Origin of the sequence: Flagellimonas aurea (assembly GCF_017313785.1) — a bacterium.
Classification (GTDB): Bacteria; Bacteroidota; Bacteroidia; order Flavobacteriales; family Flavobacteriaceae; genus Flagellimonas; species Flagellimonas aurea.
In genome coordinates, this window is record NZ_JAFLNL010000005.1 from 81,822 (window position 1) to 100,192 (window position 18,371).

Sequence of the window (18,371 nt, forward strand, 5' to 3'; positions counted from 1 at the left end):
TTAGCCCAATTAACATTTTTAAAATGACCGTTAACGAAATAGCAAAAGTGCTTGAAGAACTGGCACCTTTGGCACACGCAGAAGATTTTGACAATGTAGGCTTATTGGTAGGCGACCCCAATATGAAGGTACAGGGCCTGCTGGTAACCTTGGACACTCTGGAAAATGTGGTAGATGAGGCCATAGAAAAAAAATGCAACCTTATTGTAAGCTTTCACCCTATCATTTTTAAAGGATTAAAAAAATTGACGGGCAGCAACTATGTGGAACGTGTAGTCATAAAGGCCATTGCCAACAACATCGCCATTTATAGCATGCACACCGCTTTGGATAATAGCAAAATGGGGGTAAATGCCAAAATTTGTGAAGTTTTGGGGCTTAAAAACCCTGAAATCCTTATTCCACGGGCCAACAGCATAAAAAAACTGACCACATATGCCCCTATCGCCGATGCTGAAAATATAAAACTGGCCCTGTTCAAAGCTGGTGCCGGCAACCTTGGGAAGTATAGTAATTGTAGTTATAGTTTGAATGGAATAGGGAGTTTTAAAGCAGAGAACGGAGCCAACCCGGCCGTTGGAAAAGTTGGTGAAATACATTCCGAAAAGGAGACCCAAATCAATGTAATCTTCTCATTTGAAAAAGAAAAATCCATTTTAAAGGCACTTTTTAACGCCCACCCCTATGAAGAAGTGGCCTATGAAGTACTTACTTTGGAGAATACCAATCAAGATTTGGGCATGGGAATGATAGGCGAGCTTGATACCGAAATGGACGAAAAACAGTTTCTTCTTTTTACCAAAGAGCGGATGAACGCTTCTATAGTACGCCATTCCAAACTATTGGGAAATAAAGTAAAAAAAGTGGCTGTTTTAGGGGGCAGCGGGGCTTTTGCCATTGGAGCTGCCAAGAAAGCGGGAGCAGATATATACGTTACAGCCGACCTTAAATATCACGATTTTTACCAGGCCGAAAATCAACTGGTCGTGGCCGATATCGGGCACTTTGAAACTGAGCAGTTTACAAAAGATTTATTGGTTGATTATCTTACGAAAAAAATTCCTAATTTTGCAGTCTCTTTATCGGAGAGTATAACGAATCCCATCAAGTATTTATAAAATATATGGCGAATAAGAAAGAAAGCACTGTAGAGGACAAATTAAGGGCGCTGTACGATTTACAGCTTATCGACTCCAGAGTGGATGAAATCCGCAACGTTAGAGGCGAACTACCTTTGGAAGTACAGGACTTGGAAGACGAAGTTCTTGGTCTTAAAACAAGGTTGGACAAATTAAAAACGGATGTTGAGACCGTTAACTTTGAGATTACTGCAAAGAAAAACCTTATCGACGAGTCCAAGGCGCTTATCAAAAAATATAGCGAGCAGCAGAAAAATGTTAGGAACAGCCGCGAGTTCAATTCGTTGACCAAAGAGGTAGAGTTCCAAGAATTGGAGATTCAGTTGGCCGAAAAGAACATAAAAGAGTTCAAAGCACAGATTGAGCAGAAAAAAGAGGTTATCGCACAGACCAAGGAGAAATTGTCTGAGAGAGAAGGTCACCTAAAACATAAAAAAGGTGAATTGGATGCCATTCTTGCCGAAACCGAAAAAGAAGAAAAAGCTCTTTTGAAAAAATCCGAAGAGTACGAAGAAAAAATCGAAGACCGTTTGGTAAAGGCCTATAAAAGAATCCGTCACAACGTGAAAAACGGTCTGGCCGTAGTTCCTGTTGAGCGTGGCGCTTCCGGAGGTTCTTTCTTTACCATTCCACCACAGGTACAGGTTGAGATTGCTTCCCGTAAAAAAATCATCACCGATGAGCATAGTGGAAGAATACTGGTCGACCCACTTTTAGCTGAAGAAGAGCAAGATAGAATGGAAAAACTTTTTGCCAAGCTTTAAGCTGGTCCAAAGTAAACAAATAAAAAAGCCACCTAAAAAGGTGGCTTTTTCTTTTGATATAAATACGTTTTAAATCTCCTTAACTGTCCTTTAAAAGAGCCAATATTTTATCCTCCACCTCTTTGGAGTCCCATTTTTCCTCAATGTTTGACATTTGCATAACCTGTTTCATAATTGTTTCTTGCATATCCCCTATCGCCAATGCCTCGGAATAAGGTCTATCCGAAAACGTGACGCGGCTATACACAGGCACCCACTTTTCGGGGTGCTTGTTTGCAAAATGCTTTTCAATTTTTTTCTGCAACAAGAATTTAGGGTCCGCCGTTTTACTGCTCATCTCCACAAAGTTTCTGTAACTGAGCTCCGCAATCGCGTCCGCATTTGGCTTGCGACTTTCTTGGTATTCGGAAAAAATGGCCTCCCAATCATCTCCATGCTTTTCCATTAATTGATTCAAAACAAAAATATCTTCAAAACCAGCATTCATACCCTGGCCATAAAAAGGAACAATGGCATGTGCCGAATCACCAACAAGTGCCACTTTGTTCCAATAGGTCCATGGATAGCATTTCATGGTTACCATGGCACTGGTAGGATTATTGAAAAAGTCTTTGGTAAGATTCTCTATTTCCTTTCTTACATTGGGAAAATACTCCTTGAAAAATTCCCTTGCCTGATCTTCGGTCTTTATGCTTTCAAAAGAAACCTTGCCCTCAAACGGCAAAAACAACGTACAGGTAAAGGTACCATCGATGTTCGGCATGGCGATGAGCATAAACTCGCCGCGCGGCCAAATATGAAATGAGTTCTTATCCAACTTATGGGTTCCGTCCTCGTTGGCAGGTATGGTAAGCTCCTTGTAGCCCACATCGATGAAGTTCTGGGAATAATTGAACCTACTACGACGCTGCATTTTGTGACGGACGCGCGAGAAAGCCCCGTCACAGCCAAAAATCAAATCGTATTGATACTCCTGCCATTCACTTTTCTCGGTTTCCCCGGTATATATTTTAGCCTCTGGCAAATTAACGTCCCAAACTTTCTCATTGAAGCGGAAAACAGCCCCTTCGCCTTCTGCGAGGTCTATCATCTTTTTATTGAGTACCCCTCGGGATATGGACCAAATGGCCTCGCCATCCTTTCCATACTTTTGAAAATACACGGGCTTATCGTTCACGTGCATGGCACGCTTGTCCAACGGAATTGCAATTTCTTTGATTTTTGCGCCGATGCCCACCTCATCCAATGAGCGCCATCCCCTGTTGCTCATGGCCAAATTGATGGAGCGGCCCGAAAACTTAATCGTTCTAATATCCGGTCTTCTATCAAAAACAGTAACCTGGTGTCCTATTCTACGTAAATATATCGCTAGTAGTGAGCCCACCAATCCGGAACCGATGATGGCTATATTTTTTGAAGTCTGTGCCATAGATGCCCTGCGGGCGAATTCTGGTTAAATCGTAAAAATAAGCATTTTGTAGGTTAAACCGGGGAATCTGAATTATTCAAAAAGCCATTTCAATATTTTGTTTAATATTTTCGTATTTTTATTAAACAATAAAATAGATTGACACATAAGAAACCGCATTTACCCACCAAATTATGTCCTGTTTGCAAAAGACCCTTCGCCTGGCGGAAAAAATGGGCCAAAGACTGGGAACAGGTAATCTATTGCAGTGAACGGTGCAGAAAAAATAAAAACAAACATGAAAACTAGCCTTATTTGGTTCGGAAACAATCTACGGGTTCTTGATAATGAAGCGTTGTATAGGGCCGCACAATCCGATCGTGCGGTTGCCGTTTACTTTTTTGACCCAAGACAATTTGAGTTGAGTTCCTTTGGTTTCAAAAAAACAGAACGTTTCAGAGCCAAATTTTTACTGGAAACGGTACATCAGCTTCAAAAAAATCTGGAAGAACTCAATATCACCTTACTAGTTTTCCATGAAAAACCTGAAGACCGAATCCCAGAATTGGTGGAGCAATTCAACATCGACCATATTTTTCTGCAAAAGGAGTGGACATCCGAAGAGAGCAAAGTCATACAAAATGTTGAGAACCGCGTACCTGATACTGTGGAGTTCCACAAGACCTGGGACCAGTTCCTTTTTCATCCGGAGGACATTCCTTTTGATTCTTACTTACAGATTCCGCAGGTATTTACGGTTTTCCGCAAAAAGTGCGAGAAGCACGTTCAGGTAAGGCCTTGTTTTGAGAAACCAAAAGTATTTCCAAAGGAAAATCGGGTAGGTCCACCCAAAAATCTCCCTAGCCTACATGACCTGGGATTTTCTTCCTTTGATACGGACCATAGATCGGCCTTCCCATTTATTGGTGGTGAAAACGATGCGCTTCATCGAATGCAACATTACTTCTGGGATACCAAAAAACTGGCTTACTACAAAAAAACCAGAAACGGACTCGTAGGCACGGATTACAGTTCCAAATTTTCACCATGGCTGGCCAATGGTAGTATATCCGCGCGTACCATTTATTGGGAGGTAAAACGTTTTGAAAACGAAATCAAGAAAAATCAGGACACCTACTGGTTGATTTTTGAACTGATATGGCGCGATTACTTCAAGTACGTTTCCTTAAAACATGGCAACCAGATTTTTAAAATTGATGGAATCCTTCAAAAGGAATATGACTGGCACTCGAACGAAGCCGCTAAACGTGACTGGATCAATGGAGAAACGGATGATGACTTTGTCAATGCCAATATGATAGAGCTCAAAAAAACAGGTTGGATGAGCAACCGTGGCCGCCAGAACGTGGCCAGTTATTGGTCCAAGCACCTTAAACAGGATTGGCGTATCGGAGCCTCGTATTTTGAAGCCATGCTCATTGATTACGATGTGCACAGCAATTGGGGCAATTGGATGTACAACAGTGGCGTGGGGAACGACCCTAGGAACAGGACCTTTAATACCAAAAGTCAAGCAGAACGCTACGACCCGAACAAAAAATTCCAGAGCCTTTGGCTCCAACCCACCTTATTTTGATTCATGAAAACACTCAGACTTATACTCGGCGACCAGCTTAATCTATCGCACAGCTGGCTGGACCAAGAGAACGATGACCATATGTACCTGATGGCCGAAATGCGGCAAGAGACGGATTATGTAAAGCACCATATTCAAAAAGTGGTCGGCTTTTTCCTTGCCATGCGAAATTTTGCGGATGCTTTGGAAAAAAAGGGTCATAACGTGGTCTATTTTAAAATCGGTGATCAAAACAATCCCCAAAACCTGTCCGATCTTATTGAGCAAACCATTTCCGAGCACAAAATTGAAAAGTTTGAATACCAATTGCCCGATGAATACCGATTGGACCAACAGCTTCAAGAAATTTGCAAATCCATTTCCGTTCCATCAGAAGTTTTTGATACGGAACACTTCTACACGAAAAGGGATGAACTCAAAGATCACTTCAAGGGAAAAAAACAATTATTGATGGAAAGTTTCTATCGGATGATGCGTAAGAAGCACAACATTCTGATGGAGAACGACCAACCTGAAGGCGGAAAATGGAATTTTGATCAGAGTAACCGTAAAAAATGGGACGGTTCCCCTAACATCCCAAAGGAACTGTCATTCAACGCGGATGTTACCGAACTGCTGGAAGAAATCCAAAGCGCGGAAGTAAAGACCTTTGGGAACATTGATGCCAAAAACTTTCCTTGGCCCACCTCCTACGAAGAATGTACGGAGCTATTGGATTTTTTCTGTTCGAAACTATTGACCTATTTCGGGGACTATCAGGATGCATTGCATACCCAAGAGAAATACTTGTTCCATTCCCGATTGTCCTTTGCGATGAACAGCAAAATGCTCTCGCCAAAAGAAGTCATCAACACCGTGCTGGAACACTATTACGAGCATAAAGATGATATCGATATTTCACAAGTCGAGGGATTTATCCGCCAGATATTGGGTTGGCGGGAATACATGCGCGGTGTGTATTGGAAAGAAATGCCCGAGTATGCCCAAATGAACAAACTGGAGAACCACAATGCGCTCCCAGATTTCTTTTGGACGGGGAAAACCAAAATGAACTGTCTGCAAAAAGCCATCACACAGAGTTTGGACGATGCTTATGCCCATCACATTCAACGCTTAATGGTCATCGGCAACTACGCTCTGCTCACCCAAGTAGATCCCTCCGAAGTAGATGCATGGTATTTAGGTGTATATATAGATGCCATTGAATGGGTAGAGATTACCAACACCAGAGGAATGAGCCAATTTGCGGATGGAGGCATCATTGCCACCAAACCCTATGTGAGCAGTGCCAATTACATTAATAAGATGGGGAATTATTGTAAGGAATGCTCCTATAGTCATACTGTAAAGTCGGGAGAGAACTCTTGTCCCTTTAATTCGCTTTACTGGAACTTTTTGGAGGAAAAGAAAGGACATTTTAAGAACAACCAACGCATGTCGATGATGTTGAGCTTATTGGAAAAGAAAAGCAAGGAAGAGTTGAACGAATTACAAGAAAGGGCGCAGAAAATTATAGAAAAACCCGATGAATTTTGATTTTAACAATTCTTTAAAATCTGTGGGCTGCTACCTTGTCGTATATCTATCAAATAAAATATTCCGCTACGGCGCCTATATATAAAAAGTCCTTCACAATACGTTGCGAAGGACTTTTCACTTTTTAAGAATTATGTATGGTCTTATTTACAGGATTCCATCCACAATACCATATTCTACCGATTCTTCGGCGCTCATCCAGTAATCGCGATCAAAATCCTTCATTACCTTGTCATAAGGCTGTCCACAATTCTCCGATAGGATTTTAGCACCCAATTCCTTGGTCTTGATGATTTCCCTTGCCTGAATCTCGATATTGGAAGCCTGCCCCCTTGCACCACCACTTGGCTGGTGAATCATGACACGGGCGTGCGGTTGGATAAACCTTCTGCCCTTTTCGCCCACCGATAAAAGTATGGAACCCATAGAGGCGGCCAAACCTGAACATACGGTAGACACAGGGCTTTTTATTTGTTTAATGGTATCGTAAATAGCAAAACCAGAGGTTACATATCCTCCCGGGCTATTGATAATCAATTGAATCTCTTTATTGTTCAACATATCCAAATAGAGCAACCGGTCGATTACATGCTTTGCAGAATCATCGTCTACTTGGCCCCAAAGGAACACTTTGCGGTCGTCTAATAATTTCTCTTGGATCAATTCCTGAACTTTTCCTTTTTTTGAACTCATTTTTTTTACGTGTTGTAAGACTTCAAAAATAATCAAATTCCAAGGAAGTTACCGCACTTGTTTTTCACAATGGCCGTATTATGATTTTATCTGCACCTTTTGCGATACCACATCCTTGATCGGGATAACATACTTTCCACTTCTTGTCTCCAAAGTCAAACTATTGTTTTCTATGGATTTAATAACTCCTTCATCATCCCCTATTACTATTCTATCGCCTACCACATATGTCTTTCGGGTGTAAAATGCCCTAAGGATATCGGCAACAATTTCTCGGGATCCCAATCCTACCCCCAAAGCAAATGCCAAAAGGAAAGAGCCCAGAATCAATGTGATATTATTGGTAATGATTGTGGTATCAACACCTGCCTGGTTCAATGCGGTGATGGACATAAAGATGACTATCACATAGAAAAACAGGTTGCTTACGATAATGGAACCTCCAAATTCCAGCGAATCGAACAATCTTTTTATGGTCTTCTTCACAAAGTTGCCTATATAGAACCCGAGCATCAATAGTGCCAAAGCGCTAAAGAACTTAGGAAGATAATGTAAGAGGTTGCCGATTTCCTTGGATATGATCTTCCAATCCAAAATATCCGCGGCGACAATCAAAAACACCAAAATCAAAAACCACCGAACAAACCCCAAAATAATTTTTATGATATCTACATTCAGGTCTCCTTTGCCTGCGACTTCCATGCCATTGATCTTATCATTTAGCATATCCACTTTGGCCAGTTTAAGGATTTTCTTCAGAAGGAAGAGTACAATTTTGATAACGATCCAACCTAAAATCAAAATAATGATAGCGCCCAATATTTTTGGGAGGGCCAGCGCCATCTCTTTGCCCATGCCAGACAGGGACTCCAGGGTCACATTTTTCCATTCATTAATAGTCTCCATAGTTGTTGTTTATTTATAGTGTTCTGTTAGTTGATTAGTTGTCGCCCATTGTTCGGAAAAGCTTACGCAAAGCACTGCCCAAATTAATCGAGAACAATGAAGCCATGTCCATGATCAACTTTGCGGCAGCAATGTCGTTCATCACTTTTTGCTTCATTTCCGGTGGGGCCTCGTGCAAGGAAGCCTCCAGCTCTTTGAATGGGTTTTTGTGTTTCTTTGCCATCTATTCGAGGGTATTATAGATTTCCAATAGTCTTTCTTTGGCTCTTTTAAGCCGCATTTTAACTGCGCTCTCCCCTATATCCAATAAGTTTACCAGTTCCTTTATACTGGCTCCGTCCTGATACTTCAACAATAAAATAGACCGCTCTTCGGCGGAGATGATTTCCAAGCATTTCTTGAGCTTATCAGCTTTCATTTCAAACAAGCTCTCATCGGGCACCTCTTCAGTAAGTTTGTATTCCGAACTTTCGACCTGTACGGATTTATCCCGTATTTTAAGTTGCTTGTTCCGGTTTACATAGTTCACACAAAAATTATAGGTAAAAGAATATAGCCATGTAGAAAACTTCGATTTTCCCTTAAAGGTGCGAAGTTTGATAAATAGTTGAAGAAAGACATCTTGGGTCAAGTCTTCCGCCTCGTCCGCAGATTTCGCAAATCCGTAACATTTGTTATAGACCATTTTCACATAGCGGTCATACAACTTCCCAAAGAGCATAGGGTCATTGTCCGCCACAATCTGTTTTACTAATTCCTCATCAGAAAGATGTACGTATAAGTCTTCCTTTTCCAAAAACGCTTTGTCGGGGTTACTTATAAGTATTAGAAACAAGTTTTTAAAAAAAGTCACTTCAAAAACAGATTTATTGGTCAGGCTTTTTAAAATGGGGCGCAAAATAACGGATTTTCACACTATATTTGGTTAAAAATCAGATATGAAGACCTATTACATCGTTGGATTGTTCGCTATTTTATTTTTCGCATCCTGTAAAACGGAGCCAAAACAAAAAGAGGAGACCCAAGAAGCGACCGAAACCGATAAATCGGTCCCGGAACTTATTGCCGAAGCCCATGGTTTTGAAAACTGGTCGGCTGTGAAGGAAATCACATTTACCTTTAATGTAGATAGGGATTCCATGCATTTTGAGCGTAGTTGGGACTGGAAACCCAAGAGCAACACTGTTACTGCCATTTCGGGACCCGACACCCTTACATACAACCGAAATTCCATGGACAGCATTGCCCTAAAAACAAACAGTGGTTTTATAAATGACAGATATTGGTTGATGGCCCCTTTTAATTTAATGTGGGACTCCGGCAACTATACCTACGAACATACAGCTGAGGCCACCGCTCCAATTAGCAAAGAGCCTATGCAAAAACTCACCATAGTGTATGCCAACGAAGGTGGTTACACTCCCGGTGATGCCTATGATTTCTATTTTAAGGACGACTATATAATTCGCGAGTGGGCCTATCGAAAATCCAACCAAGAAGAGTCCAACTTGGTCTCCACTTGGGAAGATTATGTAGAGATGCAGGGGTTGCAGTTAGCGAAGCAGCACAATCGTCCCGAAGGTGGCACCAACTTATATTTTACCGGGCTTACGGTAAGCAAGGAGTAATAGAATTCGATTTTGTGAGCATGGTTTGCTTACAAAAAGCATTTTCAAAATTCTCCCCGGCGCTTAAAAAATGATGTTTCCCATCGTTTATTTTCCTATTTCGGGAAATGAAACTTTTGAAACAAAACTATAAATGCGAATTAAAAACCTTATCATCCCATTATTTTGTCTGGTGACCATACATGTACAAGCACAGGATAATTGGCTCACCAAAAAACAAATAACAGAGGATGTTGAATTTTTGACCAAAACATTAAATGAAAAGTCTTCCTATGCTTATCTGAACGGTTTTGATTTCAACAAGGATTTTGAAATCTATCTTACATCGTTAAAAGATTCCACAAGACTTAAAAATTTTGGTTTGTTTATCACCAACACCTTGGCCAAAATCGCGGATAGACATTCCGCTTTAAATGGCATTAGAGGCTACAGCCTAAACGAATCCTTATTCTTACCATTTGTTTACGCACCTGTAAACGATAAAGTTGTTGTCTTGAATTATGATCAGGATGAAAACTTGAAAATCCTAAATCCCCGCTTCCCCTACCTCAAAAAGATTGATGGTCTCGACATAGATAAATTCTTGCAAAAAACGCGGCCAGAAGACATTAAGGCCTCCAAAGAGACCTATTTTACCCTAGCAGTTCGCGACATTAGGGACATTCAAAAAAACTACATCCTATTGGACAAAGCACTACCGAAAGAAATCGAATTAACGCTTTCGGACGCTGTATTGCAAAATGACACTGTTTTAGTTGTTCCCGTAAAAGATAAATCAGAAAGGCAAAGACCATGGGATGAAAAATTTGAAAGGGACTATCTTTTTATAAAGGACGAGGACTTTAACCAACCCGAAAATATTGCTGGGCTATTTAGTTTGGACGACAACATCGCATACATCAAACTACCGGAAATGGTAAGTAAGGATGAAGCTCCCCTACTTTTTGAGAAAGTCAATTCATTTATGAAATCCATTCAAAACGACAGCGAAGCCCTAATTATCGATGTCAGGGCCAATGGTGGAGGAACACGGGATTTGCTATATGAATTTGCAAAATATTTGATTCACCCTGACTCCATTCATATTGTAAATGTAGTCAAGCAAAGAGGGCCACTCCCCTTACCAAAAGATTATAAAGAAAGCCTACACAGCCGATTTTTATATTCTTTTTCGGAATTGGATGACAGGGAACAGAAAAAGGCAACGGAGTTTTTAAAAAATTTTGAACCCATCTATGAATTAGATGAAGCAAAATACAGCGAATATTATTTTGGATTGTTAAATGGAGAGAAATTATCCACAGAAGGACTCTACTACAACAAGCCTATCTATATTTTGGCCAACGAAAAAACATTTAGTGCCGCATCTGTTTTCGTCTCTGCTTTCAAAGGAATTCCGAATATAAAAATTGTTGGGGTAACAACGGATGGTTCTAGTGGCAATAGCGATTGGGTCGACCTCCCAAATTCAAAATTGTTCGGGAAAATCAGTACAATGGTCTCCTTTCAAAAAGATGGAAAGGTTTTGGACGGCTACGGAACAACACCTGATATAAAAATAGAAAGGGATATGAACCAAGTGCTTTGGCAATCGGACACACAGCTTGAAAAGTTAAGAGCCCTGATAAAGGAAAAATAACTGTCTCCTATATGTGAGAAGTTGGTATAGCCGGAAACTGATAACTTAGAAAATCATATGACCTGCAATCGGCCAAATAATTCGTTACAGTTATGGAACATTGATCAATTCTGATATGAGCACATACAATTGATTTTATTTCCCCCTCCTTCGCAGAAAAAATGTAATCCCAAAAACCAAAAGGGCCATACACAGCAACAGGACAAAGCTATAGTTTAGAGAGGCGCTTTCGGCAATAAACCCTAGAATAACAGGCCCCAACAAAAATCCGATATACCCGAACCCAGCTATAAAAGCAACACCTTGGGAAGAATCCACCCCTTTTACATTCCCTCCGATACGGAACAATTCGGGTACTATGACCGAAAAACCAAGACCGTTAAGAGCAAATCCAATTATGGACCAAGTAGTGTTTTGTGTCAGCACCAAAACAAAACCAATAGTAGCAATTAGTGCTCCCAACCCTACTATTCTTATGGGCCCAATTTTTGCGCTGATACCATCGCCCAGAAACCGACCTAAGGTCATAGTTGTGGAAAATGCCAAGAATCCCGCACCAATGAGCAGCTCTGGTGCCATGGTCATTTCTTTGAGGTAAAGTGCGCTCCAATCTATAATGGCACCTTCGCTACCAAAGGATACAAACCCAATAATGCCCAGCAAAAGCAACGGCTTGAACAATTTTAAGCTGAAAGGTTCCTTCTCTACTGGAGCGGCAACCACTTGGATATAATGTTTCTTTAGAAAAAAATTGATGATAAATACCAACACCACGGTAACGCCCATGTGCAACACAGGGTTTCCAATCACAGGAATCAGGAAACTGCCCAGGCCTACCAAAATACCGCCCAAACTAAAAAAGCCATGGGCCGCGGACATAAAGTTTTGTTTGTCTTCCTTTTCAATCTCGGTGACCAAAGTGTTTATGGCTATATCTATAAATCCATTGCTTGCCCCAAAAAGGTACAACGCTGCCATCAGCATATAATAATTGGGTGCCATAAGCGGCAACATTGCTGTTATGGAAGCAAATATTACCCCATACCATGACGACCTTCCGACCCCAAGTTTATTGATGACCTTGGAAGCCACAGGGAAAATAGTAAAAACCCCCAGCGACAAGCAGAACAGGGCTATTCCCAAATCGGCCTTGTTTATGTCCAGTTTTTCCTTTACGGTAGGAATATAAATGGCCCATGTACCAAACCAAATATTGATACTGGTGAATACCCATGCCACTCCAAAATATCGTGGATTGGACAAAATAAGCCATAGGGATTTCATCTAATGGTGGTGTTTAGTCGGTTCATTTAGTGCATTGGTTCTTATTTGCCCTGTATACCCTCTTTTAAGATTTGTCCAAAACGATACATATCCTCGTACGAACAGTACAAAGGTGCGGGTGCCAATCGAATAACATTCGGCTCCCTCCAATCGGTGATTACACCTTTTTTCATTAAATAGTCAAAGATGGACTTGCCCTCACCGTGCAAAAACACGGAAAGTTGACATCCCCTGTCTGCAGGGGTAATAATTTCAAATGAGCTATCCACCTCCTTATCTATCTCGTGAAGCACATACTCCAGATAGGCAACAATGGTCTTTTGTTTTTTGATCAGGGCATCCATGCCCACTTCATCAAATATTTCCAAGGAGGCCAAATAGGGAGCTATGGACAAAATGGGCGGATTGCTCAGTTGCCATGCGTCGGCGGTTTCGATAGGGTCGAACTCCGGCCTCATTAAAAAACGTGTCTCTTTTTTGGTTCCCCACCAGCCTTCAAAACGAGGGATGTCCTCTTTACCCAAGTGTTTTTCGTGCACAAAGACTCCCGATGCGTTCCCCGGGCCACTGTTCATGTATTTATAGCTGCACCAAGCGGCAAAATCAGCACCCCAATCGTGCAGGTTCAATTTGATGTTTCCAACGCCATGGGCCAAATCCCAACCAACAAAGGCACCAACATCCTTGCCCGCTTTGGTAATGGCTTTCATATCCAATACTTGCCCATTATAATAATTGACACCACCCATCAACACCAAAGCCAGCTCATCGCCCACTTCATTTATTTTTTGGATGATATCCCCGGTACGCCATGCATGTTCCCCATCTCTTTTTTTCACTTCTACTATAGCATCCTCGGGATTCAGTCCGTGATAGCGCACCTGACTTTGCAACATATATTGGTCGGACGGAAACGCCTTCTCTTCGCAGATTATCTTGAACCGTTTTTCGGTAGGTCGGTAAAAGGACACCATCAACAAATGAAGGTTTACGGTTAGGGTGTTCATCACCGAAATTTCCTTGGGTTTTGCCCCTACGACCTTACCCAAACCCTCGGCCAGTCTTTCGTGATAATCCCACCAAGGCTTGTCAGCGTAAAAGTGTCCTTCGACAGCGAGCTCTCGCCAGTCCTTCATAACCTCATCAACAAACTTTTGGGTACGTTTGGGTTGAAGCCCAAGTGAGTTGCCCGTAAAATAGATTACATCCTTACCGTTGACTTGTGGATAGTGGAATTCATTTCTATAGGAAGCCAATGCATCGGAAGCATCGAGCTTTTTGGCAAATTCAAGCGTATTCTCGAATGTCATTCTATTTTGGTTTTCATCAAAAATACAATTTGTAACAGTAATGTGATCAAAAGAAAATTACTCCAAACGCATTTCGATGATGTGCTTTTTAAATCCTACTTTTTCATAAGCCCTGATTGCTGGTAAGTTTTCGTTGTAGACCGTCAATCGGATTTCCTTATAACCTTGTTCCTGGGACCATTGTTTAAGCCCGTCCACAATCTGAGCATTGATTCCCTTCCCCCGAAAATTTTCATCGGTATACATAAAACCCAAATATGCGTAAAACTCATGGTCCAGATAATGCCTTGCTTTTTTGGGGATAGCATAGCCCGAAGCAACGACCCCACCATCTATCTCTGCGACCAATACGCATGCTTTTGTATCCTGAATCATTTCTCCAATATCGTAATAACTGATAGGCCCTTCTTTTATAGTAACATCAAAAGGGCGCTCCGCCTCAATGATTTCCTGTTCAAAGTTGAGGAGCTTGGGCAAGTCTTCCAATGTTGCTTTTCGTATGCTTACCTTTGGTAACGTCATGAGGTTCTTTTGTTTTATCAAGCAGTCAATGTAGTTCTTTTCTATATTTTTGCGAAAAATATATCATGCATTTCCTATCGCCCATTTTGGAGAGTTATATTGCCAACAGTTCGGAGGACGAGCCCAAATTATTGCAGGAACTCACCCGTGAGACACACTTAAAGGTGGTGCAGCCCCGAATGATCACCGGGCATTTTCAAGGAAGGGTGTTAAGTTTGTTGTCCAAGATCATCAACCCCAAATATATTTTGGAAATTGGCACCTACACGGGCTATTCGGCCTTGTGTTTGGCGGAAGGGCTTCAAAAAGATGGGGAGCTGCATACCATTGAGGTGAACGAGGAACTCCATGAAATGCAGCGCAGGTATTTTGATAGAAGCGGGTTTGGCCCTCAAATCAAACAACATATTGGGGATGCACTTGATATTGTTCCCGAGCTTGACCCAACTTTTGACCTTGTTTTTATTGATGCGCAAAAGGTAAACTACGATGCCTATTTTGAAGCGGTTATCCAAAAAACCAGACCAGGCAGTGTTATTCTTTCCGACAATGTGCTATGGTCCGGAAAAGTGGTGGAACCGTTACAAAAATCAGACAAAGCCACAGCGGTGTTGCTCGAATACAATCAAAAATTAAAGGAAGATCCTAGAGTGGAAACCGTATTGTTGCCCATTAGGGACGGACTGACGTTGAGTAGGGTGCTATAAATCGTTGGTAAATCCAGAAGAAAAGCAATCCGGACAAAATCCCAACCATCGTTCCAACGATAATATCAATGGGGAAATGCACGCCTACGTAAATACGGCTCATGGCAAACAATATGGGCCAGATAAAAAAAAGTATCGCCCATTTTACCTTATGGCGTAAAAAAAGAAACACTAAAGTGGTTATGGAAAAGGAACTGGATGCATGGCCAGAGAAAAAGCTATAATCCGTTGGGCTTTTTAAAATACGGATCAGGGTGTTGATCTCTTCCGTATTATTGGGCCTTAGCCTAGCCACCGAAACCTTGGTGATATGGGTAATGGCCGTGATAAAAATCACCAAGCCCAGTACGGTGAGAAACTTGTACAAAGCTTCGGTTTTGGAAAACTTCAGGTAAAAAAGAAGGAGAAAAAGGATAAATAATGGTATCCAAGTGGAAATATTGGTAACGGTAGACCAGAAAACGTCGTAATCCTCTATGCCCAGTGCGTTGAGATAAACAAATGTGTCCCTATCCCATTTGAGCAATTTTTCCAACATAGAATTCTACTTGTTCAGGTCTCTTTTGATGGAACCGGAAACTTCGTTCACATTCTTCTTTACATCGTCGATTTCCTTACGGATGTTCTTTGTGAAATCAGTATCCACATCATCCGCACTTTTCTGTATTTCGCGTTTAATATCGTCCGTTGCGTCCTTAAGTTGACGCATTCCTTTCCCGAGGCTTTTGGCGATACCGGGAATCTTGTCCGCACCAAACACCATCACCACTATAAATAGGATGAAAAAAATCTCGGCTCCACTAATAAATAGAAATTGCATGGCACAAATATAATCAGATCTTCATTCCAAAATAAAAAAAGCCCCGTGAAATCACGGGGCTCTTAACATAGTTTTTTATGTTATTTGTCTCCTTTGATATTTTCCTTGAATTTATCAAAGTCAGACTTCTCGTCTTTCTTGGGCCAAGCGTTGTTGGTAGTGTCGATATCCGCAGTTTCCAATTTTGGATCAACTACAATTCCCACCAATTCCTTTTGGGTGGCCATTACTCGTTTTACCTCGGCATCGTTCTTTCTCCAGATTTCTGGTGGATACGTGATGTTCTCGGTAGTTCCATCTGCGTAGGTATACTCTACGATCAATGGCATTGGTATTCCTCCTGGCTTATCAAAAGTGATCTCGTAAAAATACTTTGGCTCCTTGACTTGGGCTCTTTCGGCTTCGGTCATGTTGTCCATCATAAATTCCTTAAGGTTGTTGGAAGTCTCGGTCGGGGATTTTCCTTTTAGCTCCGGAGCAAAGTCCTCGCTATCTTCCTCTGCCAAATATACCAATGGTGGTAGGTCGGCTTCGGTAAGGTTTCTATCGGCCATATATTTTTCCATTTCCTTGGTAGGCTTGTTGGACACATAGTATTTTTTAACACCGGACACCCCGATATCTACATAATCGGTAGTGTAGAACCAGCTTCTCCAGAACCAATCCAAATCCACTGCGGAAGCATCTTCCATAGTACGGAAGAAATCCTCTGGGGTCGGATGCTTGAACATCCAACGTTGAGCATAGGTTTGGAAGGCATGGTCGAACAATTCCTCTCCCATTACGGTTTCCCTTAAGATATTAAGTGCCGTTGCCGGTTTACCGTATGCGTTTGGACCCAATTGATACACATTTTCCGGGTTGGACATGATAGGGGAAATATAACTTTGGTCTCCAGCCATATAAGGCACAATATCCGCTGCTTTTCCTCTTCGTGATGGGTATTCGCTGTTGGGGGCTATCACTTCAGGATAGTTTTTACCGAATTCCTGTTCTGCCAAATATTGGGCAAAGGTGTTGATTCCTTCATCCATCCATCCCCATTGGCGCTCATCGGAGTTAACTATCATAGGAAAGTAATTATGGCCGACCTCGTGGATGATCACACTGATCATTCCATATTTTACCCTGTCGGAATACGTACCATCCTCATTCGGACGTCCGTAATTCCAGCAAATCATCGGATATTCCATTCCCTGGTTCTTTGCATGGACGGAAATGGCTTTGTGGTATGGATAATCGAACGTGTGCTTTGAATAAGTCTTCAAGGTCTGCACCACTGCTTTGGTGGACAGTTCCTCCCAAAGTGGGTTTCCTTCTTTTGGGTAAAGGGACACTGCCATTACATCTTTGTTACCGATTTTAACGGCCTGCATATCCCAAACAAATTTTCTGGACGATGCAAATGCGTAATCCCTAACATTGGTTGCTTTAAACTTCCATGTCTTGGTGTCGGTAGAAAAACCTTTCTCTGCAGCTTCCGCCTCTTCTTGGGTTACGATGATCACAGGCTTATCATACGATTTTTTGGCCTGCTTGTAACGCTTTAGCATTTCTTTGGAGAACACTTCATCTCTGTTTTGAAGCTCTCCCGTTGCATCCAATACGTGGTCTGCAGGTACGGTAATGCTAACATCGTAATTACCGAATGGCAAAGCGAACTCTCCGCTTCCCCAGAACTGGTGGTTCTGCCATCCCTCTACATCATTGTAAACGGCCATTCTTGGGAAGAACTGTGCGATTACGTAAGCACGGTTCCCGTCTTTTGGAAAATACTCGTAGCCAGAACGTGCCCTATCCACAGTATGGTCTGGAATATTGTACCACCATTTGATGGAGAATGAAACTTTCTCCCCGCTTTTTAACGGTTCGGGGATGTTGATTCTCATCATGGTCTGGTTGATGGTGTACGACAACGGCTTTCCACTGGCATCGGTAACGGATTGTATATTGAAACCACCATCGAACGGCTCACTTATATAGGTTTGGGCAAAGTTGTCCGCCGTATAGGCGATATTTACACCATTGCCGTCCCGCAAAGGAGACTTAGAATCTTTGGCCCGCACGTTTTGATCTAATTGCACCCAAAGAAACTCCAGATCGTCCGGCGAATTGTTATGGTACGTAATGGTCTCTTCCCCACTGATCTTCGCGTTCTTGTCATCCAACTGGATGTCCATTACGTAATCCGCCTGCTGTTGGTAATAATCAGGGCCTGGGGCACCTGAGGCCGAACGGTAGGTGTTGGGAGTGGAAAACTCCTCGTACAATTGTTTGAATCTACTTTGGTTGTAATGACCGGGCTCCCGCTTTTCTTTCACGTCCCCTTCTTCTTGTGCCATAACCACGGCCCCAAAAAGGAACAAGACAGAAGCTAAGCAATACTTGAATCTGTTCATTTTTTATCTGATTTTATAA

General features: G+C 41.9%; 19 protein-coding genes. 8 read left to right on the forward strand and 11 right to left on the reverse strand.

Annotated elements, in window-relative coordinates:
* Window positions 1-23: 23 nt before the first annotated feature.
* Both J0656_RS10345 and J0656_RS10350 read left to right on the forward strand, forming a co-directional pair.
* The gene (locus tag J0656_RS10345; protein ID WP_207033478.1) at window positions 24-1,118 is read left to right on the forward strand and encodes a Nif3-like dinuclear metal center hexameric protein; all 1,095 of its coding nucleotides are present in this window, start codon (window positions 24-26) and stop codon (window positions 1,116-1,118) included.
* A gap of 5 nt (window positions 1,119-1,123) precedes the next feature.
* Window positions 1,124-1,903, forward strand: coding sequence for a zinc ribbon domain-containing protein (locus J0656_RS10350; protein ID WP_207033480.1), 780 nt, complete (start codon window positions 1,124-1,126; stop codon window positions 1,901-1,903).
* A 79-nt stretch (window positions 1,904-1,982) separates the two neighbouring features.
* On the opposite strand, the gene J0656_RS10355 is transcribed toward J0656_RS10350, so the two are convergent.
* Window positions 1,983-3,332, reverse strand: coding sequence for an FAD-dependent oxidoreductase (locus tag J0656_RS10355; protein ID WP_207033482.1), 1,350 nt, complete (start codon window positions 3,330-3,332; stop codon window positions 1,983-1,985).
* Window positions 3,333-3,470: 138 nt separating this feature from the next.
* Between J0656_RS10355 and J0656_RS10360 the strand changes: the two genes are divergently transcribed.
* Genes J0656_RS10360 through J0656_RS10370 form a run of 3 tightly spaced genes read left to right on the forward strand, consistent with a single transcriptional unit; the run spans window position 3,471 to window position 6,444 of the window.
* Window positions 3,471-3,620 (forward strand): DUF2256 domain-containing protein, encoded by a 150-nt coding sequence (locus J0656_RS10360; protein WP_207033483.1) that lies wholly within the window; start codon window positions 3,471-3,473, stop codon window positions 3,618-3,620.
* Window positions 3,610-4,908 carry a DASH family cryptochrome gene (locus tag J0656_RS10365; RefSeq protein ID WP_207033485.1) on the forward strand — a complete coding sequence of 433 codons (1,299 nt, stop codon included), beginning with the start codon at window positions 3,610-3,612 and terminating at the stop codon, window positions 4,906-4,908. The genes J0656_RS10360 and J0656_RS10365 overlap by 11 nt, the downstream gene beginning before the upstream one ends.
* Window positions 4,909-4,911: 3 nt before the next feature.
* Complete coding sequence (locus J0656_RS10370) at window positions 4,912-6,444, forward strand: cryptochrome/photolyase family protein (protein ID WP_207033487.1); 1,533 nt, start codon at window positions 4,912-4,914, stop codon at window positions 6,442-6,444.
* A gap of 147 nt (window positions 6,445-6,591) precedes the next feature.
* Here the strand turns inward: J0656_RS10370 and J0656_RS10375 are convergent, their stop codons facing one another.
* The 4 genes from J0656_RS10375 to J0656_RS10390 all read right to left on the reverse strand — a co-directional run bounded on the left by J0656_RS10375 (window position 6,592) and on the right by J0656_RS10390 (window position 8,896).
* On the reverse strand, window positions 6,592-7,137 hold the full coding sequence (locus J0656_RS10375) for a ClpP family protease (protein WP_108247188.1): 546 nt from the start codon (window positions 7,135-7,137) through the stop codon (window positions 6,592-6,594).
* Between the two features lie 78 nt (window positions 7,138-7,215).
* Window positions 7,216-8,043, reverse strand: a complete 828-nt coding sequence (locus J0656_RS10380) for a mechanosensitive ion channel family protein (protein WP_207033489.1) — start codon at window positions 8,041-8,043, stop codon at window positions 7,216-7,218.
* Window positions 8,044-8,077: 34 nt separating this feature from the next.
* Complete coding sequence (locus J0656_RS10385; protein WP_108247190.1) at window positions 8,078-8,266, reverse strand: hypothetical protein; 189 nt, start codon at window positions 8,264-8,266, stop codon at window positions 8,078-8,080.
* Complete coding sequence (locus J0656_RS10390; protein WP_288980510.1) at window positions 8,267-8,896, reverse strand: RNA polymerase sigma factor; 630 nt, start codon at window positions 8,894-8,896, stop codon at window positions 8,267-8,269. It lies immediately after the preceding gene.
* Window positions 8,897-8,981: 85 nt separating this feature from the next.
* Here J0656_RS10390 and J0656_RS10395 point away from each other — a divergent pair, with 85 nt between their 5' ends.
* Complete coding sequence (locus J0656_RS10395) at window positions 8,982-9,671, forward strand: hypothetical protein (protein WP_207033491.1); 690 nt, start codon at window positions 8,982-8,984, stop codon at window positions 9,669-9,671.
* Window positions 9,672-9,804: 133 nt separating this feature from the next.
* Window positions 9,805-11,310: a S41 family peptidase gene (locus J0656_RS10400; RefSeq protein ID WP_207033492.1), complete on the forward strand. Its 1,506-nt coding sequence runs from the start codon at window positions 9,805-9,807 to the stop codon at window positions 11,308-11,310.
* Between the two features lie 135 nt (window positions 11,311-11,445).
* Here the strand turns inward: J0656_RS10400 and J0656_RS10405 are convergent, their stop codons facing one another.
* Genes J0656_RS10405 through J0656_RS10415 form a run of 3 tightly spaced genes read right to left on the reverse strand, consistent with a single transcriptional unit; the run spans window position 11,446 to window position 14,426 of the window.
* Window positions 11,446-12,594 carry an MFS transporter gene (locus J0656_RS10405; RefSeq protein ID WP_207033494.1) on the reverse strand — a complete coding sequence of 383 codons (1,149 nt, stop codon included), beginning with the start codon at window positions 12,592-12,594 and terminating at the stop codon, window positions 11,446-11,448.
* A 41-nt stretch (window positions 12,595-12,635) separates the two neighbouring features.
* The gene (kynU, locus tag J0656_RS10410) at window positions 12,636-13,904 is read right to left on the reverse strand and encodes a kynureninase (RefSeq protein WP_207033496.1); all 1,269 of its coding nucleotides are present in this window, start codon (window positions 13,902-13,904) and stop codon (window positions 12,636-12,638) included.
* Between the two features lie 57 nt (window positions 13,905-13,961).
* Window positions 13,962-14,426 (reverse strand): GNAT family N-acetyltransferase, encoded by a 465-nt coding sequence (locus tag J0656_RS10415; protein ID WP_207033498.1) that lies wholly within the window; start codon window positions 14,424-14,426, stop codon window positions 13,962-13,964.
* A gap of 65 nt (window positions 14,427-14,491) precedes the next feature.
* Between J0656_RS10415 and J0656_RS10420 the strand changes: the two genes are divergently transcribed.
* Window positions 14,492-15,133 (forward strand): O-methyltransferase, encoded by a 642-nt coding sequence (locus tag J0656_RS10420; RefSeq protein WP_207033500.1) that lies wholly within the window; start codon window positions 14,492-14,494, stop codon window positions 15,131-15,133.
* On the opposite strand, the gene J0656_RS10425 is transcribed toward J0656_RS10420, so the two are convergent.
* The 3 genes from J0656_RS10425 to J0656_RS10435 form a co-directional block, all read right to left on the reverse strand.
* Window positions 15,099-15,671, reverse strand: a complete 573-nt coding sequence (locus tag J0656_RS10425; protein ID WP_207033502.1) for a phosphatase PAP2 family protein — start codon at window positions 15,669-15,671, stop codon at window positions 15,099-15,101. The two genes, J0656_RS10420 and J0656_RS10425, sit on opposite strands and share 35 nt — an antisense overlap.
* Before the next feature lie 6 nt (window positions 15,672-15,677).
* On the reverse strand, window positions 15,678-15,953 hold the full coding sequence (locus J0656_RS10430) for a Sec-independent protein translocase subunit TatA/TatB (protein ID WP_207033505.1): 276 nt from the start codon (window positions 15,951-15,953) through the stop codon (window positions 15,678-15,680).
* A gap of 80 nt (window positions 15,954-16,033) precedes the next feature.
* A complete protein-coding gene (locus J0656_RS10435) occupies window positions 16,034-18,352 on the reverse strand; it encodes a M1 family metallopeptidase (protein WP_207033507.1) in 2,319 nt (772 codons plus the stop codon).
* Window positions 18,353-18,371: the final 19 nt, after the last annotated feature.

Coding starts and splice junctions, on each gene's coding strand:
- J0656_RS10345 (WP_207033478.1), top strand. CDS start 24: ATGACCGTTAACGAAATAGCAAAAGTGCTTGAAGAACTGGCACCTTTG.
- J0656_RS10350 (WP_207033480.1), top strand. CDS start 1,124: ATGGCGAATAAGAAAGAAAGCACTGTAGAGGACAAATTAAGGGCGCTG.
- J0656_RS10355 (WP_207033482.1), bottom strand. CDS start 3,332: ATGGCACAGACTTCAAAAAATATAGCCATCATCGGTTCCGGATTGGTG.
- J0656_RS10365 (WP_207033485.1), top strand. CDS start 3,610: ATGAAAACTAGCCTTATTTGGTTCGGAAACAATCTACGGGTTCTTGAT.
- J0656_RS10370 (WP_207033487.1), top strand. CDS start 4,912: ATGAAAACACTCAGACTTATACTCGGCGACCAGCTTAATCTATCGCAC.
- J0656_RS10375 (WP_108247188.1), bottom strand. CDS start 7,137: ATGAGTTCAAAAAAAGGAAAAGTTCAGGAATTGATCCAAGAGAAATTA.
- J0656_RS10380 (WP_207033489.1), bottom strand. CDS start 8,043: ATGGAGACTATTAATGAATGGAAAAATGTGACCCTGGAGTCCCTGTCT.
- J0656_RS10385 (WP_108247190.1), bottom strand. CDS start 8,266: ATGGCAAAGAAACACAAAAACCCATTCAAAGAGCTGGAGGCTTCCTTG.
- J0656_RS10395 (WP_207033491.1), top strand. CDS start 8,982: ATGAAGACCTATTACATCGTTGGATTGTTCGCTATTTTATTTTTCGCA.
- J0656_RS10400 (WP_207033492.1), top strand. CDS start 9,805: ATGCGAATTAAAAACCTTATCATCCCATTATTTTGTCTGGTGACCATA.
- J0656_RS10405 (WP_207033494.1), bottom strand. CDS start 12,594: ATGAAATCCCTATGGCTTATTTTGTCCAATCCACGATATTTTGGAGTG.
- kynU (WP_207033496.1), bottom strand. CDS start 13,904: ATGACATTCGAGAATACGCTTGAATTTGCCAAAAAGCTCGATGCTTCC.
- J0656_RS10415 (WP_207033498.1), bottom strand. CDS start 14,426: ATGACGTTACCAAAGGTAAGCATACGAAAAGCAACATTGGAAGACTTG.
- J0656_RS10420 (WP_207033500.1), top strand. CDS start 14,492: ATGCATTTCCTATCGCCCATTTTGGAGAGTTATATTGCCAACAGTTCG.
- J0656_RS10425 (WP_207033502.1), bottom strand. CDS start 15,671: ATGTTGGAAAAATTGCTCAAATGGGATAGGGACACATTTGTTTATCTC.
- J0656_RS10430 (WP_207033505.1), bottom strand. CDS start 15,953: ATGCAATTTCTATTTATTAGTGGAGCCGAGATTTTTTTCATCCTATTT.
- J0656_RS10435 (WP_207033507.1), bottom strand. CDS start 18,352: ATGAACAGATTCAAGTATTGCTTAGCTTCTGTCTTGTTCCTTTTTGGG.